Here is a 17,590-nt window from a genome sequence, read left to right as displayed (position 1 = left end):
TTTGCCCACCTACGCTCCGGTTTCCGAGAAAACCGGGCGATTTCCTTGCGAAGCTTGCTCCTGCGGCTGCTCTTCTGCGGAATACTGTTGGGACAAGTGCTGCTGCCACAGCGATGTGGAGAAGCTGCAATGGGCGGCGGAAAACGACGTCCAGCCTCCCGAGTTCTTAATCGCCCGCGTTAAAAGAGCTGCTGGTGAAGCGGTCGCGTCGAAGGTCGCTCCCTCTGCGAAATCGTGTTGCTGCAGTTCTTCGAGCGGTTCGCAATGCGAGCCGAAGCTGCCGGCTGCCGCGAGCGCCACGGCGGCATCGACAGCGACGGTTGAATCGCCAACTCTGCGGATCGTTCGCCTGGAGGATGCCGCACGATGTCGTGGCATCGATAGCTTCTGGAATGTCCTTTCGAGCGTCGTTGTCGAGATCGTTCCAGCGACATTGGCGCTTCCCACGCCGCCGCTATTGTTCTGGACGGCGATCGACGACCAATTCGCCCATCCCTTGAGATTTGCTCCCGCGCAGCCCTATCCCTAGGCGCGTTCTTCTTCACCGAAGAAGTCATCTGAACTCGGTTGGCCGCCTGGCTGCGGTCCAACGCTGGTGACGTTTCTGTTTTCAGTTGATGAAATCAGTTGCTGCGTGAAAGCTCGCGGTTCCTTGGCGAACCGGTTGCTATCGCGTGCCAGCTGATAGCTCCACTTGAAACGCGGATTCGCTCCAAGCTGACGCTGCAATGTTTGCAGCCGGCGGTTCAGATCGCTTTGTCGGTTTCTTGATTCCGTTGGAATTCCATCTCAGGGACCGCTGCGCGCTGCTTGGCAATGACCAAGCAGCCACGCGTGCCACGACGATGGAGCCGGCGTCTGTCCCCTGTCGCTTGCCGTGCGCTGATCTTTAATCGCGGCGTGGCTATCGATTTACCAATCTCAAGTTACAAAAGACTTTCCATACCCATGAAACGACTCTCTTACCTCTCCCCGTCCGCCAAACGATCACGCGCCGGCTTCACGCTCGTGGAGCTGTTGGTTGTGATCGCGATCATTGGCATCCTCGTTGGGCTGCTGTTACCGGCAGTTCAAGCCGCTCGCGAAGCTGCTCGGCGGATGTCGTGCAGCAACAACATGAAACAGATCGGTCTGGCGCTGCACATGCATCACGACACGCTGCAGCGGTTTCCGTCGCAGCGAGACCAAGCCAAAGCACCGGTTCCACCGTCGGAACAATCGTTTTATCGCTGGGGCCCGTTGGCGCTGCTGACTCCGTATTTGGAGCAATCAGCGATCTATCAAGCTATCGATTTGCAGCAGCCGCTGTTGATCTACTCGGTGGGACCGCCACCAAGCGTCGTCACGCATCCCGATCTGGGCGATGCCGTCGCGACGCAGGTCTCGACATTCTTGTGTCCCAGCGATGTGCATGAACGGATCAGCGACGAATGGGGCGCGACCAACTACCACGCCAACAACGGGACGGCTCAAGATGGCGGTCTGTACGTCAATTGCGACGGACTGTTCTACATCGATTCGCAAAAGCGATTCCGCGATATCCTCGATGGGACCTCGCATACCGCGGCATTCAGCGAGACGTTGATTGGTTCGGGAAGTCCCGACAGCACCCGCGGCGTTGCCAACAGCGGCCCCGAGGGTTTGCTCGCCTCGGTCTGGGATGCATCGTCTCCAACAATCGATGATTCTTGGTGCCTGAACGATTCGAGCCCGGTGATCTTTCGTCGGGGCGAAAAATGGGCCGACGGCTCGGTCAACGACACCGGGTATCATCACTTCTATGGTCCCAACGCTTTGGAAAATGATTGCTACTCACGCTACGCATCGCGCAAGAGTGCCCGCAGCCGTCACCCCGGCGGCGTCACCGTGCTGCTGGCCGATGGTTCGGTCCGATTTGTCACCGAATCGATCGATCGGTACACCTGGCAGTTGATCGGATCGATCGCCGACAACGAAGTGATTCCCGAATATTAATGGGCTATCGCAAATTCAGATCTAAACTCAAACCAAACTAACCTATTGTGATAAATCAAATGAATCGAAAACTCACCTGCTTGCTGACCAGCCTCTTTGCGTTGGCTCAACTGACCGCCTCGGCTCACGACATCTGGACGCAAACCAATATTCCGGTTGTAGCGCCGGGCGAGATCGTGCACGTCGATCTCTGCTTGGGAAATCACGGAAACCACCATCGCGACTTTAAGCTCGCCGGCCTCGTTTCGCTCGACTGGGTCACGGCCGATCATCAATTGCCCGACGGCAGCCGCGTCGACTTGCGCGACAAGATGACGTCGACCGCGATGGCGGAAAAGGAAGGCTACTGGACGCAGCCGCTGCTTGTGGAAGCCCCCGGCGTCCACTGCGTCGCCGTTCAACTGGATCGTGTCATGCAGCACGGCAAGAGCGTCCGAGGTGTCCGTACGGCGAAGAGTTACTTCCTGGCCAGCCATTCGATCGACGATGCGAAGATTGTTGGGCACGACCACAAAAAGCCGCTCGGCATGCCTTTTGAGGTCGTGCTGCAAACCTGCCCGTTCACCGAGACCGCAGTCGGCCAGCCGTTGACGGTCCAGGTTCTGCACCAAGGCAAACCGAAGAAAGATGTCGTCGTCAGCTTCATCCCGCAAGGAGCCGAACTGCAGGGTGAATTCGATCCTGATTTCCAGTTCCGCACCGACAGCGGTGGCCTGGCGACGTTTGTTCCCAAGGCGGGTAACCGCTATCTGGTCGTTGCCCACCACACAGCGGACGACGAAAAGAGCGACGAATACGAGTTCACCAGCTATGCCGCAACGGTCACGCTGCACGTTCCCGTCCGCCGACCGTTGGCAACTCAATAAGTTTGCCGGTTAGAATCCCTAGCAGCGGACAGATCGCGGATCGCGAGCGTCCGCTGGCCCCTGGTGGTTTGTCAAACTTTGATTTGGGATTGATGGTAGTGGACGAGGTCACGAGTCCCCATAATCTCTCGCGCGAAAGGACTCGTGACCTCGTCCACTACCCTGTATTCAAATGTGGATGAAGCACTAGGTCCGACTACGATCAGAAAAAGGAAAATACATGTTTTGGTTCCTGACAATTCTTGTGGCCATGGCAAATGGCGAACCCGCTGTCTGGCCCGCATTTCTAGGTGCGGGAGCCCGGCCCGGCGCGACACAGTCGCTGCCGCTGGAGTGGACCGCGACCGAGAACATCACCTGGCGAGCGACGCTGCCGGGACACGGACAATCGAGTCCGGTCGTCTGGGGAGAACGAGTCTTTGTAACCGGCGTCGAAGGTCCCAACAAAGAGACCTATCACACGGTTTGCATTGACCTTAAGAGTGGCGACGAGTTGTGGCGGCAGGGCATCGAGAACTCCGCTCCGGTCGCCAACAGTTACTATGTCAGCCGCGCAGCTCCGACGCCGGTGGTCGACCAAGATCGAGTGATCGCGTTTTTTGAGAGCGGCGATTGCGTCGCCTATTCCCACGCTGGCGACATGCTGTGGAAGCGGTCGCTGGTCGATGAGCTGGGTGACGTTGAAGCGGAGTTTGGGATTGGGGCTTCTCCCTGCCAAACCGCGACAACGATGTTCGTCTTGATCGAACACGACGGGCCGAGCGGACTGTTGGCGATCGACAAAGCGACCGGCAAAACGGAATGGAAAGTCGACCGCGAATCGCGGCGCAGTTGGAGTTCTCCAGCGGTGATCCATGTCGACGGTGCGACGCAAATCGTTGTCAGTTCCGCCGGCAGCGTCGATGGTTATGATCCCGAATCGGGCGATGTGTTGTGGTCGTTTACCGACGTCGGTGGGAACACCGGCACCTCGCCGATCGATTACGGGAACGGACGCGTTCTGATTGGCGCGTCCCCCGGTCGCAATGGTGAAAACGCCGGCTCCGCCGCCGATTCCAACTGTCTCCTCCAGATCGCTCGCCAAGGCGATGGCTGGACCGTCAAACGTGAATGGATTGCCGAAGGGGCTGTCCCCAGCTGGGCTTCGCCGATCGTTCACCAAGGTTTGGCCTACTGGATCAATCGCGCCGGCGTGGTCCATTGCTTCGACGCACAGACGGGTGAATCGGTCTATTCCAAGCGGACAAAGCAGGCGTGTTGGGCGACGCCGATCGGGATTGGCGACCGGATCTATCTGTTTGGCCAACATGGGATCGTCTCCGTGTTAGCAGCTGGGCGCAAGTTCGAGGTGTTGGCGGAAAACGAATCGTGGACCGACGAGACCTTGCCAGCCGAGCCGCTGTTGGCTGAAGAGGAATCGCCCGAACGACGCCGCGGCGTGGCGATGTTCAGCAAACCGACGCTTTATGGAGCGGCGGTCGTTGAGGATTCGATCGTGTTGCGCGTTGGCAATTGTTTGATCTGCGTCCGCCCGTCCGATGCCGGCTGATCCCCGCACGAAGCGAAGGATCCGCTCTCGGCACAAAACAAACGATCGTTGCAACCGGCAGCGATCGTTGTCGGATCGGCGGGCAGGTCAGGGGAGCGAAGCGGTTTGATTTGCCTGCGGCGCCGGGAGACGTATCCATTGGGAATATGTCTGTTCCCTCGTTAAACTCGCTGTCGCTTCCATGCCCAATCTTCGTCAACTTGCAATCGACTTCCGCCGCGTCGTTTCGACTCCCCGCCGTCAGCTTCAGCTACGTCGCCTGAGCGCCAAGGGCAAGGCACCGATCTCGGTTCTTTTCTATCACCGCGTTGCCGACGAACAGCCCAACGACTGGACGATCCCAAGCGATCTGTTTCAAGAGCAGATGGAGTGGATTCGCGAGCGGTTTGACGTGATCGATATGCAAGAGGTCCAGCGACGGATTCGCCAGCAAGACAGCCGGCGTCCCGCGGTCCACATCACGTTCGACGACGGATACGCGGAGAACTGCCGGTTTGCGTTGCCCTATCTGATTCGCAACAAGATGCCCTGCACCTACTTTGTGTCGTATGGCAACTGCGTTACCGGAGATCCATTCCCGCACGACGTCGCCGCGGGCTGCCCTTTGCCCGTCAATTCGCTGGACGAATTGAAAGCTCTTGCCGGAACAAGCGTCGAGATCGGGTACCACACACGGACGCATTGCGATTGCGGTAACTTGATTACCGCCGACGACTTCCGCGACGAAATCACCGATGGCGCCGCCGAGATGCGGGCTGCTTTGGACATGCCGCTGCGCTACTTTGCGTTTCCTTACGGCTTGCCCGACAACATTCCGATCGCGGGCATCCAAGCTGCCTATGCCGCTGGATTCCAAGGTTTTTGCAGCGCTTACGGTGCGTACAACCTGCCCGGCCAAGATGCCTTTCACATCCGCCGGATACACGGCGACGCCGAGATGTCGCGATTCAAAAACTGGCTGTCGTTCGATGCCCGCAAGCTGTATCAGCGTCCCGAGATCCGATACTGGTTGCCGCCGGCAAACAACTGGGAACAAACCCAAGAACTCGTCGGCTAAGCCGTTCCGATAAACGCTCCGACCTCCAACCTTCCGCATTCCGTTGATGGAACCCAAACGATGATCCGTCTGTCTCGCCGCCCCCAGCCGCGCAATCGCCGCGGCCCGCTGAAAACTATGTTTGTAATCACCAGCATGCCGGTCGGCGGTGCTGAGACGCTGTTGGTCAACATGATCGATCGCTTTGACCGCAACCGAATCGTCCCCGAGGTCTGCTGTCTCAAAGAACCGGGCCCCTTGGGCGAAGCGATTCGCGACCGTGTCGAGGTGCACAGTCATCTATTGACGTCAAAGTTCGACCCGCGGACGCTGCCTAGGCTGATCTCGCTTTTCCGCCGCCAACAGGTCGATGCCGTCGTGACGGTTGGTGCGGGGGACAAAATGTTCTGGGGAAGGTTAGCCGCCTGGTTTGCCGGTGTCCCCGTGATCGCCAGCGCTTTGCATTCGACGGGTTGGCCCGATGGGGTCGGACGTTTGAATCGACTGCTGACACCGATCACGTCGGCTTTTATCGGCGTCGCCGCTTCGCATGCCGACTACTTGCGCGAGCAGGAAGGTTTTCCTGACGCCAAGGTATTTGCGATTCGCAATGGCGTCGACGTCCAGCGGTTCGCCCCCGATCCCGACGCAGCGTCGGCGGTTCGGGAAGAGCTGCAAATTCCCAGCGACGCGCCGCTGGGCATCATCGTCGCCGCGCTGCGTCCGGAAAAGAACCACGCGATGTATGTCGACGTCGCCCGCCGCGTGAGCCAGCAGATTCCTGGATCGCATTGGTTGATCGTCGGCGACGGGCCCGAGCGTCCAGCGATCGAAGCGGCTTGCAGCGAAGCGGGAGTCAGCGACCGGGTTCATCTGTTGGGAACGCGTCACGACACGCCGCGTCTTCTGGCGGCGAGCAATCTTTTTTTGCTGTGCAGCCACAATGAAGCGAGTCCCGTTTCGATCCTCGAAGCGTTGGCTTGCCAAACGCCGGTGTTGAGCACCGATGTCGGATCGGTCAAGGAATCGGTGCGCCAAGGCGAGACCGGATTCCTTGTACCGCCAGGCGATGCCGCCGCGATGGCTCAGCACGCGGTCGAGTTGTTGCAGACGCCTCAACTGGCCGATCGATTGGGCAAAGCCGGCCGCGAGCTTGTCGTCGGAACCGGTTCATTGGAAGCGATGGTCGACGGATACGAAAGCTTGATCCAGGAGCAATACGACCGGCAAGTTCATTCGCCGCAAGCCAGTTGGATGCAATGGCAACCGTTGGCCGCCCTGGGCTCGCGACGCGCAAGAGGATAGAATGCGGGGCTGGAACCCGCAGTCCTTCAACGTCCTCGCTCGAGGGCTGCCGCGTCGCATCGTCCACTCCCTGGGGAACAACTGAGGACCGTTGTTCATCCATCAATTGTTCGCCTCGATGCAACTTACCAGTCACGCGATCGTTCTGTTGGCCAAGATGTTCAGCGGATTCACCGTCCGTTGGGTCGATTGCCAGCCAGAAACTTGTCAGCGCGTCTATTTTGCGAATCACACGAGCCATCTGGACGCTGCGGTTTTATGGAGCGCTCTGCCGAAGGAGATCCGCGCGCTGACGCGTCCGGTCGCGGCAAAAGATTACTGGGACAGCAGCCGCTTCCGCCGACACATCGCTGAATCGTTTAACGCATTGCTGATCGATCGCAAAGAGATCAAGGTGCATCAGAGCCCGGTGCAGATCATGATCCGCGAGATGGGCGACGTCTATTCGTTGATCGTCTTTCCAGAGGGAAGTCGCAGCATCACCGGCGAGATGGGGAGCTTCAAAAGCGGGCTCTATTACCTGAGCAAGAAGCGTCCCGATTTGGAGCTAGTGCCGGTCTATATCGACAACGTCAACCGGATTCTGCCGCGCGGCGAATTCCTGCCTGTGCCGCTGCTCAGTTGCATCACGATCGGCGCCCCGATGTGGTTGGAATCGGGCGAACCCAAAAATGAATTCTTGGCCCGCGCTCGCGACGCCGTCCGCGCGTTAAAAGACAAATAGTCTTATCGTTCGCAGCGTTGGCGATCGCGAATAGGAAGCGATTGCCGGGACACCGCCGGACTTTGCTGATCGGCGTTACGCCGGATTCTCCGGCAGGTCGAGATCGGGCAGTGGTTTCGCTGGCGGTTGCGGCGGTTCCCACACCTCTTCGATATCCTGATGGTTGGCGTCGCGCCGCAGCAGCAGATAGATCCCAACGGAGAAGGCCCAGAACAGATTGAAGGCGATCGCTGTCGGAACGTGCTGAGCGATCGTTTGTACGGCGAAGGGCAGGTGGCTGTCGGCCGCAGCGGTCAGTGCAAACGCTGTGCTTGCCAACGCGAGGCCGCAGGAAAAAATACCACTCAACAGATTTGCGATCACGATCGACAGCAGCCAGACCATGACGACATAGGCTGCGAATCGGAATGGGCGTTGAATGATGTACTCAAAGCCTCGGCTGGCCGCATCGAAGCCATCGGCGTACGGTTCGACAACGACCGAACTCCACATCAGCGGGAAAGCGAGGAGCGATCCGAACAACAGGATCCCAGCGATAAACAGAATCGGCAGCCCCAGCAGGCCGCCGGCGGTCGCTAGGATCGTACCGACTGCGGGGATACGGTCGACGAAGCCCAACAGCAGGAAATAGGTCAAGCAGAGGAGCATAAAGCCGAGCGTCAGAGCTACGCCGGAGAGGAAGCTTGGGAATCGCTTCAGAACCAGTTTCAGCGCGTCGGGAGTCGACATCCGTTCGCGTCCGGCGACGTTGAGCGCCGCAGCTCGCATGACAAAACCGGCGGGCAGAATCCAGACGGCAAACAGCCAGAACTGCTGCAGCAAGCGGAGCCCGAAGACCAGCGGATCGCGTTGCTCGACGGCCAGCTGGCGGATCGGACTGGTCAGATACATCTGAACGCCGATGACCGAGGGGCCACGGACCTGGGACAGTTCTGCTGGCAGCAGGTTGGGGCTGCCCGTCAGTGGCACGCGGACCGGCAGCGCCGCGCAATCGGGAAACGCTTTGTAGTCTCGGTTTTCGATCGTTCGTTCCAGCGCGAACGCTCCCCACGACCCTAAGAAGAGGGCAGCCAGAGCAAGGATCAACGCCACGACCGACGTCGCGGATTGCAGGCACTGTGCCAGCACCAACCAAGGCATCGCATCGCGCCAGTTCCGAAGCCGCTTCAGAAATCCTGGTTCGCTAAATTCATTTGACAAAATATCGGGCATCACATGCTCCAGAGGGAATCGCGACAGGGAATCTACCCGTTTTACCAACGTTTCGCAGCGCCACGGGCCAATCGAAATTGGATATAATTTTGAACGGACCCCATTTCGCAACTGCCAGGCATGGCCAACTGCGGCGACCTGTGCCATGATTTGCTGTCACAAGAACGCTCCGCATGATGCAGGAAAACAATTGTGGCTTTGATTCGCCCATTCCAAAATAGTGATACGAACCGTCTTGCGGTCGCTTGGCGAGAGCATTGGCATACGGTCGGCCCGATCGTTTCGACCACCTCGGCTCAGCTGGAACAAGCGATCCTCGATAAGCCATTTTTCGAGTTCGACCATATGTTGGTGATCGAGGAAGAGGGGCAATTAGTCGGTTTCTCGCACCTCCAAACCGATCCCAGCGACGACCCGCCGATTCGCGCGCGGATCGCCAGCTTTTGCGTCGGTCAATGTGCTGACCGCCGCGCCTCGGCTGCGGCTCTGCTGCAAGCTTCGATCGACCTATCGGCTAAAGCGGGAATTCGAGAGTTCGAAGTCGGTACGGTGCTGGGCGATCTTTCGGGACTCGTCGGCCTGGAACCGTATTCGGGAGTGATTGGGATTCCGGACAGCGACCACCTGATGGTCGAACTGCTGACCGCCGCCGGATTCGAGCCGCGAACGCAGATGATCGCGATGGAGTTGGATCTGACGTCGTTCCGCGCCCCGGTCGATCGCGAACTGTTGCTGCTGCGTCGGATGGCAACGATCGACGAGCGGCCGCAACAGCTGCCGACCGATTGGCGAGCCGCTTGCGCTCATTCTCACTTCGATATCACCGAATTTGTCGTCTCCAATCGTACCGGTCAGGAACTGGCTTCGGCAACGTTTTATCTCTCCGATCGCGACGCGTTGGTGATGGATCGCGGGCTGCTGTATCTGGCTAACTTCGACGACCTTTCGGGGAACCCGCTGGACGTCGACCTCGCCGCCGAGGTCCGCTATGCGGTTGCTGGGTCGCTACCGTCGATGGTGCAACGCCGGTTTCACACAGTGCGAGCGATCATCAACTCGGGAAAACCATCGGCACCGGCGAGAATCGATTTCTTAACACGGCTCGGTTTCCACCACGTCGCCGCCGGATCGGCTTACCACCGCACTCTGTAGACGGGGGCGTTGGAGCACCTACTGGAGGCTAGTCCGCCGCTCTGCTTCTATCAGCCTGTACAGGGGCCGATTACGGAATACACTTAGCAATTCACGGCATGTTGGATTAGTGTCCATGCCCGTTGGCCGTTGGTTGGCCGAACTCAAATTGTCTCCAGCAGTAGAGCAGCAAGATGCAACGTATTCTCGTCACCGGCGGTGCCGGATTCCTTGGTTCGTTCATGTGTGAACGTTTGGTTGCCGAGGGGCACGACGTGATCTGCTTGGACAATTTTTTCACCAGCCAAAAGACCAACGTCGCGCATCTGCTCGGCAAACCGAACTTCGAACTGATCCGTCACGACATCACGCTGCCGATTTTTTTGGAAGTCGATCAGGTCTACAACATGGGCTGTCCCGCCGCGCCGGGGCACTACCAATACAACCCGATCAAAACGATGAAGACTTCCGTCATGGGAGCGATCAACATGCTGGGTTTGGCCAAGCGTTGTGGTGCCAGAATTTTGCAAGCGAGCACGAGCGAGGTTTATGGCGATCCGGAAGAGCATCCGCAGACCGAAGCTTATCGCGGTAACGTCAATCCGATCGGACCGCGAGCCTGTTACGACGAAGGCAAACGCGCCGCCGAGACGTTGTTCATGGATTACCACCGGATGAACAAGGTCGACGTTCGGATCGTGCGGATCTTCAACACGTACGGGCCGCGTATGCATCCTTACGATGGGCGCGTGGTCTCGAACTTTATCCGTCAGGCGTTGCTGAACGAAGACATCACCATCTTCGGTGACGGGCAACAGACCCGTTCGTTCTGTTTCCGCGACGATCTTGTCGACGCGATCATCCGGATGATGAACAACACCGACGGCTTTGTCGGTCCGGTGAATATTGGCAACCAGGGCGAATTTACGATCCGCGAATTGGCGGAACTGGTGATCGAATTGACCGGATCGAAATCGCAGCTGATCCAACAACCGTTGCCCGCCGACGATCCGACTCGCCGTAAACCGGATATTACCTTGGCGACAAAACACCTCGGCTGGACCCCTACGACGCCGCTTCGCGACGGCTTGGCGAAGACGATCGAATGGTTCCAATCGATCGACCTGAACGACTATCGTCCACCGACGCCAAACTACGTCTAATCGCATGGGCGGGGCACCCTTGCGTCTCAGCGGCCGAGCGGGATAATGCGGTGGATGAAACGAGCAGGTTGACTCGTCTTCCTTATTAAACCAATCTGAAACCGAGGATTTCCCGATGCCTCTCGTACCTCTTCGCGTCGTCTTGGATCATGCTGCCGAAAACAATTACGGCGTGGCAGCGTTCAATGTGAACAACATGGAACAGATCCAATCGATCATGGAAGCCGCCAACGAAACCGATTCGCCGGTAATCGTTCAAGCTTCCCGCGGTGCCCGTGCCTACTCGCAAGACGCTTACCTGCGTCACCTGATGTTGGCAGCAACCGAACTCTATCCACACCTGCCAATCGTGATGCACCAAGATCACGGCAACAGCGTTGAGACGTGCATGAGCGCGATCGAAAACGGCTTCACCAGCGTGATGATGGACGGTTCGTTGGAAGAGGACGGCAAGACTCCCGCCTCTTATGACTACAACGTTAAGGTGACCGCCGAAGTCGTCAAACAGGCTCACGCCAAGGGCGTTTCGGTCGAAGGCGAACTCGGATGCCTGGGATCGCTCGAGAGCGGCGAAGGCGAACAAGAAGACGGCCACGGTGCTGTCGGCGAATTGACTCACGATCAATTGTTGACCGACCCCGAAGAAGCCGAACGCTTCGTCGCTGAAACCAACGTCGATGCGTTGGCTGTTGCGATCGGAACCAGCCACGGTGCATACAAGTTCTCTCGCAAGCCCGATGGCGAAGTGTTGGCGATGAGCCGCATCGAAGAGATCCACCGTCGCCTGCCAAACACCCACTTGGTGATGCACGGCAGCAGCAGCGTTCCGCAAGAACTGCAAGACATCATCAACGCCTTTGGCGGCAAGATGAAGCAGACTTACGGCGTCCCAGTCGAAGAGATCCAACGCGGTATCAAGAGCGGTGTTCGCAAGATCAACGTCGATACCGACAACCGCATGGCGATCACCGGTGCGATCCGCAAGGTATTGCAAGAAGATCCATCGGCGTTTGATCCTCGTGCTTATCTGAAGCCATCGCGTGAAGCGATGAAGCAGGTTTGTGTCGATCGCATGGTTGCCTTTGGACAAGCTGGCAACGGATCGAAGCTCGGCAAGACCTTGTAAGCAACTGCGGCAACGCAGCGGTCTCGGGCGATATCGCCCGGCAAGGATCGTGTTCCCGCCGTTTCGGTGAGCCACCTTGGCAGATCACCGAAACGAAGGAACCGATATTCAGAGCACCCGCCGAAAGAATAAAAGAGGGCGAGGCTGAGCACTAAGGCTCAGCCCCGCCCGCACGGGGGTGAGAAAGCCGAATACGGACGACCGAATCACGGTCACCCGCTGAATACTGGAAACCTATCTCCCACGCCGCCGATGGGACGTGCGAATTCATTTTTTCGCCTCGCCGATGCAGAAATCGGCCTGCTCCGGTCACAGCCTTTAACGGCTGGACGGCTTGTGCCGCGTCGATCGCTTGTGCTCCTCGGCATCTTCCTTGAGCAACGTCTGCTGGCGGACAGACGGCGAGTCCCCGGCACTGCTTTGCGACGTAATGTCGCCTCATTCGGCGAGATTTCGGACGAAGCTCGCGACTGAACGCCATCTGACGCCCCAATTCGATCGTATCGGCCCCGGAATGGTTCAGCCGGGGGTTAGTGGCATCGTCATCCGGAAGCGATTCTGATACAATCTTGGCCTTATTACCGTTCTCTTTTCGGTCCCAACGCAGGTATTCAATGAGCGACGCCGCCCCGGAATCCGACGCCACCCCAGAACCCGTTCGACGCGAAGCCAATGCGGACTACAACGCTGCCGATCTGACCCACCTGTCGGATCTGGAGCACGTTCGCGAACGGCCCAGTATGTACATTGGCGACACCACGGGGCGCGGCCTACACCACTTGGTCTACGAAGTCGTCGATAACTCGATCGATGAGGTGATGGCCGGGTTTGCCAAGCTGGTTTTGGTGACCGTTCACACCGACGGTTCGGTCACTGTCGAAGATGACGGCCGCGGAATTCCCGTCGATCGCCACGACCAGTTGTCCGAAGAACTCGATCGCGAGGTCAGTACGCTCGAAGGAGTGATGACGGTCCTTAAGTTCGGTGGCAAGTTTAAAGAAGGGGCGTACCAAACCTCCGGCGGTCTGCACGGCGTCGGCGTAACCGTCGTGAACTTTCTGTCGCAATGGTGCGAAGTGGAAGTCCATCGCGATGGAATGACGTGGACCCAGAACTACGAACGAGGTGTGCCGCAAGGTCCGATTCAGAAGGGACACGAAACCAAGAAGAACGGCACCAAGACGACGTTCAAGCCCGATTCGCACATCTTCCAAACCACCAAGTTCAACTTCGACACGCTGAACAAGCGTCTGCAAGAGCTGGCGTTTTTGAACAGCGGCGTCCGGATCAAGTTCTTCGACGAACGCAACGGCGAAGAGTCCGACTTCTGCTACGAACGCGGTATCGTCGAATTCGTCGAACACCTCAACCGCGCCAGCGACGTGCTGCACCCGGAAGTCGTTTCGTTCACCGGTCATCGCGACGATGTCGAATACGAAATCGCGTTGCAGTATTCGACTGAGTTCACCGAAAACGTGCAGTCTTATGTGAACAACATTCACACGATCGAAGGCGGTACGCACGTCTCGGGCTTCCGCAGCGCGTTGACTCGTACGCTGAACAACTACGGCAAGAAGGAAGGGCTGTTCAAAAACATCACGCCCACAGGCGACGATTTCCGCGAAGGTTTGACCGCCGTGATCAGTGCGCGAGTCTTGCATCCGCAGTTTGAAGGCCAGACGAAAACGAAGCTCGGAAACAGCGAAGTCGAAGGGATCATCACCAACGGTATCGGTGAGAATCTCACCAAGTACCTCGAGGAGAATCCGAAGGTCGCCAAGACGATCGTCCGCAAGGGACTGTTGGCCGCCGAAGCTCGCGAAGCAGCTCGTAAAGCCAAGGACCTGCTGCGAAAGCGAAAGGATGCCCTCGGCGGCGGTGGCTTGCCAGGCAAGCTCCGCGATTGCATCAGCAAGAACATGGAAGAGTGCGAGATCTACCTGGTGGAAGGTGATTCGGCCGGTGGATCGGCCGAGGGTGGACGGATGCGTGACTTCCAAGCGATCCTGCCGCTTCGCGGTAAGATCATCAACGCCTACAAAAGTCGCGAAGACAAGGTGTTGGCGAACGAGGAAGTTCAGAGCATGATCCAGGCCTTTGGCACCGGAATCGGCGCCGATCAGGATCTAACAAAACGTCGCTACAACAAGATCGTCATCATGACCGATGCCGACGTGGATGGTTCGCACATCCGCACCCTGTTGTTGTGTTTCTTCTATCGCCAAATGTACCAGTTGGTTGCCAGCGGACACGTCTATTTGGCTCAGCCGCCACTGTTCCGCGTCGTCAAAGGGAAGCACCGCGAATACGTGCAGACCGATGAAGAGATGAAGCGTCAGTTGTTGGAACGCGGTCTCGCCGACGGAGTTCTGGAAACCGAAGATGGGCGTCGCGTCGAAGGGGCCGAGATGCGGACGCTTTGCGAAACGCTGGCCGAATGCGAAGAAGCGATCGTGGCGTTGGAGCGACGCGGTATCAGCTTGCGAGCTCACAGCTTGCGACTCGATCCGAACAGCGGCCGTTTGCCACCGTTGCACCTGTTTGTTGGTCCAGAGGAACATTGGTTCCAGGATCAAGCTGAACTGAGTGCGTTTATGGAGCAGCGGAACGTTACCTTGGAACAGCCGGAGGAATCCGATGAGGTGCCAGCTGAAGGTGCCGAAGCGGATGCTGCCAAGAAGCCGACGTTGGGCCATTTGGTCGAATTACACGAAGTCCGCACGATCAACTCCGCGCTCAAAGAGATCGCTCCGTTGAACTTCGGTATTGAAGACCTGATCCCTCAGGAACGAACCGGAGCAACCGAGCCGCGATTTAAACTGATCCGCGAAGAGAACGTTCGTGGCTTGGAAGACCTCCGCACGCTGTTGGCTGAAGTTCGGGCCGCGGGTGAGAAGGGCCTGACGCTGACTCGCTTTAAAGGTCTGGGCGAAATGAACGCCGAAGAGCTTCGCGAAACGACGCTCGATCCGGCAAACCGAACTCTGATTAAGGTCAACCTTTCCGATGCGGGAGCGGCTGACGAAATGTTCCGCCTACTGATGGGCGACAAGGTTGAACCGCGTCGCGAATTCATCGAAAAGCACGCCCTCGACGTCCGCAATTTGGACGTCTAGCTCTTCGCCGCGTCTGCGGTGGGAACCAACCATGCCTGCGTCGATCTCTGTCGGCGCAGGCGTTTTCAATTTTAGGTTCATCTGCCGATTTTTAGCGGTCCGCTCGGATCGCTTCTCACTCCAAACGCCGCTTGCCGTTTCGCGAGCCGAGCGTTTTCGTAGAATGACGATCGCAAGTTCACTCGATTTCACCACGTATAACGGATTTTCAAACTGATGAGCGTTGAGATGCTTCCCAATCGTGACCAAGTTGCAACCGAAGACACCTGGGATTTGCAGCGGTTATACGCCGATGATGCGAGCTGGGAAGCCGATTTCAAACGGTTCGACGACCGGATGCCCGAATACGAATCCCATCGCGGACGGTTAGGAGAGTCCGCTGCGGTTTTGGCGGAAGTGCTTCGCTTCGATAGCGAGATGGATCGTCTGGCCGAACGCCTGGGCACCTACGCTTTCCTGAAGACGACCGAAGACCAAACCAACGGCCAGTACCAAGCGATGCAGGCTCGCTTCCAGAACTTGGCAGTGCGAGCGAGCCAAGCCTCCAGTTGGATGCGGCCTGAGTTGCTGGCGATTCCCGACGATCGAATTCAAGAGTTCATCGCGTCAGAGGAACTTGCGCCGTTCCGCCGCCAACTGGAACAAACGCTCCGTTACAAGCCGCACACGTTGTCCGATGGCGAAGAGCGATTGTTGGCGATGCAAGGTGAAATGGCCGGCGCCGCGGGGAACGCTTTCCGCCAATTGCACGACGCCGATCTGAAGTTTGGCACGATCAAGGATCATACCGGCCGCGAGCTAGAACTCTCCAACGCCACGTTCGGGCAATTGATGGTCAGTCCGGACCGGGCCGTTCGCAAGCAAGCTTTTGAACAATATTACGAGCAGTTCGAAGGACACAAGCACGCTCTCGCCGCGACGCTGGTCGGCAGCATCCACCGCGACGTCTATTACGCTCGGGCTCGGAATTACGAAAGCGCTCTGTCCAGTTCGCTCTTCCCCGACAACGTCCCGCAAACGGTCTACGACAATCTGATCACCGCCGTTCGCGAATCGCTCCCAAGCGTCCATCGCTACTTCGACGTCCGCCGTCGCAAGATGGGGCTCGACGACATCCACCAATACGACACCTATGTTCCGGTTCTCGATTCGATCAAGAAGCATCACACCTGGGACCAAGCCGTTGAGGTGGTGCTCGAGTCGTTGAAGCCGTTGGGCGAAGAATATTGCACGACCTTGGGCAAGGGACTGCGAGGGCGATGGAGCGATCGTTATCCGAACCGCGGCAAGCAGAGCGGTGCGTTCAGCTGCGGCAGCTACGATGGCGATCCCTACATCATGATGAACTACAAAGAAGAGGTCCTGAACGACGTCTTCACGCTGACTCATGAAGCTGGGCACTCGATGCACAGCTGGTATTCGTCGAAGTATCAGCCGTACGAATATTACAACTACACGATTTTCGTCGCCGAAGTTGCCAGCACGTTCAACGAACAATTGTTGACCGAACACCTTTTGTCGGTCGCCGACAGCGATCAGGAGCGTGCATATTTGATCAACCAAGAGATCGACAGCATCCGCGCCACGATCGTGCGGCAGACGATGTTTGCCGAGTTCGAAAAGAAGACCCACGAGATGGCCGAAGCAGGCGAACCGTTGACGGTGCAAACGTTTAAGGAGGTCTATCGCGGGCTGTTGAACGACTATTTTGGTCCCGACTTTGCGATCGATGAACAACTGGAACTCGAGTGCTTCCGGATTCCTCACTTCTACCGTGCATTCTACGTCTACAAATACGCGACCGGATTAAGCGCCGCGATCGCGTTGTCTCAGCGTGTGCTGAAGGGCGGATCGAGTGAGCTGAATGACTACTTGAGCTTCCTCAAGGGAGGCTGCAGCCAAGATCCACTGGATCTGCTGAAGTCCGCCGGCGTCGACATGACCCAGCCGACTCCAGTCGCCACCGCGCTGCAGCGGTTCAATTCGCTAGTCGACCAACTCGACGAACTGCTCTAAGCAACCGGCGCCCACGCTGGAGTCAAGGCTTCAGCCGACCAAGCTTCTCGTTTAACCGCGTGCCCATCGGGCCGCGCGTCGGTCCTCTGCAATAGCTCGCGGGGCGTTGCCAACGCGGTTAAACGACGCTGCTGCCTTCCCCCTTTGTTTAACCGCGTGCCCATCGGGCCGCGAGTCAGTCCTCCGCAATAACTCGCGGGGCGTCGCCGCCGCGGTTAAACGACGCTGCCGCCTTCCCCCTTCGTTTAACCGCGTGCCCATCGGGCCGCGCGTCAGTCCTCCGCAATAACTCGCGGGGCGTCGCCGCCGTGGTTAAACGACGCTGCCACCTTCCCCCTTCGTTTAACCGCGTGCCCATCGGGCCGCGCGTCG

General features: G+C 58.1%; 13 protein-coding genes. 11 read left to right on the top strand and 2 right to left on the bottom strand.

What is annotated here, in order from left to right; all coding sequences use genetic code 11:
- Positions 1-9: 9 nt before the first annotated feature.
- Positions 10-378: a hypothetical protein gene (locus tag CA51_RS25865; protein WP_197451155.1), complete on the bottom strand. Its 369-nt coding sequence runs from the start codon at positions 376-378 to the stop codon at positions 10-12.
- Positions 379-948: 570 nt separating this feature from the next.
- Here CA51_RS25865 and CA51_RS13210 point away from each other — a divergent pair.
- The 6 genes from CA51_RS13210 (at position 949) to CA51_RS13185 (ending at position 7,454) form a co-directional block, all read left to right on the top strand.
- Positions 949-1,974: a DUF1559 family PulG-like putative transporter gene (locus tag CA51_RS13210; RefSeq protein WP_197451837.1), complete on the top strand. Its 1,026-nt coding sequence runs from the start codon at positions 949-951 to the stop codon at positions 1,972-1,974.
- A 59-nt stretch (positions 1,975-2,033) separates the two neighbouring features.
- A complete protein-coding gene (locus tag CA51_RS13205) occupies positions 2,034-2,840 on the top strand; it encodes a DUF4198 domain-containing protein (protein WP_145121298.1) in 807 nt (268 codons plus the stop codon).
- A 250-nt stretch (positions 2,841-3,090) separates the two neighbouring features.
- Positions 3,091-4,389, top strand: coding sequence for an outer membrane protein assembly factor BamB family protein (locus CA51_RS13200; protein ID WP_231745669.1), 1,299 nt, complete (start codon positions 3,091-3,093; stop codon positions 4,387-4,389).
- 181 nt (positions 4,390-4,570) lie between these two features.
- Positions 4,571-5,446 (top strand): polysaccharide deacetylase family protein, encoded by an 876-nt coding sequence (locus CA51_RS13195; protein WP_145121294.1) that lies wholly within the window; start codon positions 4,571-4,573, stop codon positions 5,444-5,446.
- 60 nt (positions 5,447-5,506) lie between these two features.
- Complete coding sequence (locus tag CA51_RS13190; protein WP_338052300.1) at positions 5,507-6,730, top strand: glycosyltransferase family 4 protein; 1,224 nt, start codon at positions 5,507-5,509, stop codon at positions 6,728-6,730.
- 118 nt (positions 6,731-6,848) lie between these two features.
- Positions 6,849-7,454, top strand: coding sequence for a lysophospholipid acyltransferase family protein (locus CA51_RS13185; protein ID WP_145121292.1), 606 nt, complete (start codon positions 6,849-6,851; stop codon positions 7,452-7,454).
- Between the two features lie 75 nt (positions 7,455-7,529).
- Here the strand turns inward: CA51_RS13185 and CA51_RS13180 are convergent, their stop codons facing one another.
- Positions 7,530-8,666, bottom strand: coding sequence for a hypothetical protein (locus CA51_RS13180; RefSeq protein ID WP_145121290.1), 1,137 nt, complete (start codon positions 8,664-8,666; stop codon positions 7,530-7,532).
- A gap of 192 nt (positions 8,667-8,858) precedes the next feature.
- Between CA51_RS13180 and CA51_RS13175 the strand changes: the two genes are divergently transcribed.
- From CA51_RS13175 to pepF, 5 genes are all read left to right on the top strand, one after another.
- Entirely contained in the window at positions 8,859-9,818 is a 960-nt protein-coding gene (locus tag CA51_RS13175; RefSeq protein WP_145121288.1) for a hypothetical protein, read from the top strand.
- A 173-nt stretch (positions 9,819-9,991) separates the two neighbouring features.
- Positions 9,992-10,960: a UDP-glucuronic acid decarboxylase family protein gene (locus tag CA51_RS13170; protein ID WP_145121286.1), complete on the top strand. Its 969-nt coding sequence runs from the start codon at positions 9,992-9,994 to the stop codon at positions 10,958-10,960.
- 115 nt (positions 10,961-11,075) lie between these two features.
- Positions 11,076-12,086 carry a class II fructose-bisphosphate aldolase gene (gene fba / locus CA51_RS13165; RefSeq protein WP_145121284.1) on the top strand — a complete coding sequence of 337 codons (1,011 nt, stop codon included), beginning with the start codon at positions 11,076-11,078 and terminating at the stop codon, positions 12,084-12,086.
- A 614-nt stretch (positions 12,087-12,700) separates the two neighbouring features.
- Complete coding sequence (locus tag CA51_RS13160; RefSeq protein ID WP_145121282.1) at positions 12,701-15,202, top strand: DNA gyrase subunit B; 2,502 nt, start codon at positions 12,701-12,703, stop codon at positions 15,200-15,202.
- Between the two features lie 228 nt (positions 15,203-15,430).
- Positions 15,431-17,218: an oligoendopeptidase F gene (gene pepF, locus CA51_RS13155; protein WP_231745668.1), complete on the top strand. Its 1,788-nt coding sequence runs from the start codon at positions 15,431-15,433 to the stop codon at positions 17,216-17,218.
- Positions 17,219-17,590: the final 372 nt, after the last annotated feature.

It is taken from the genome of Rosistilla oblonga (assembly GCF_007751715.1).
GTDB classification, from domain to species: Bacteria; Planctomycetota; Planctomycetia; order Pirellulales; family Pirellulaceae; genus Rosistilla; species Rosistilla oblonga.
Note: the sequence above shows the minus strand (reverse complement) of the source record. Positions and strands in the feature narration are given on the sequence as shown.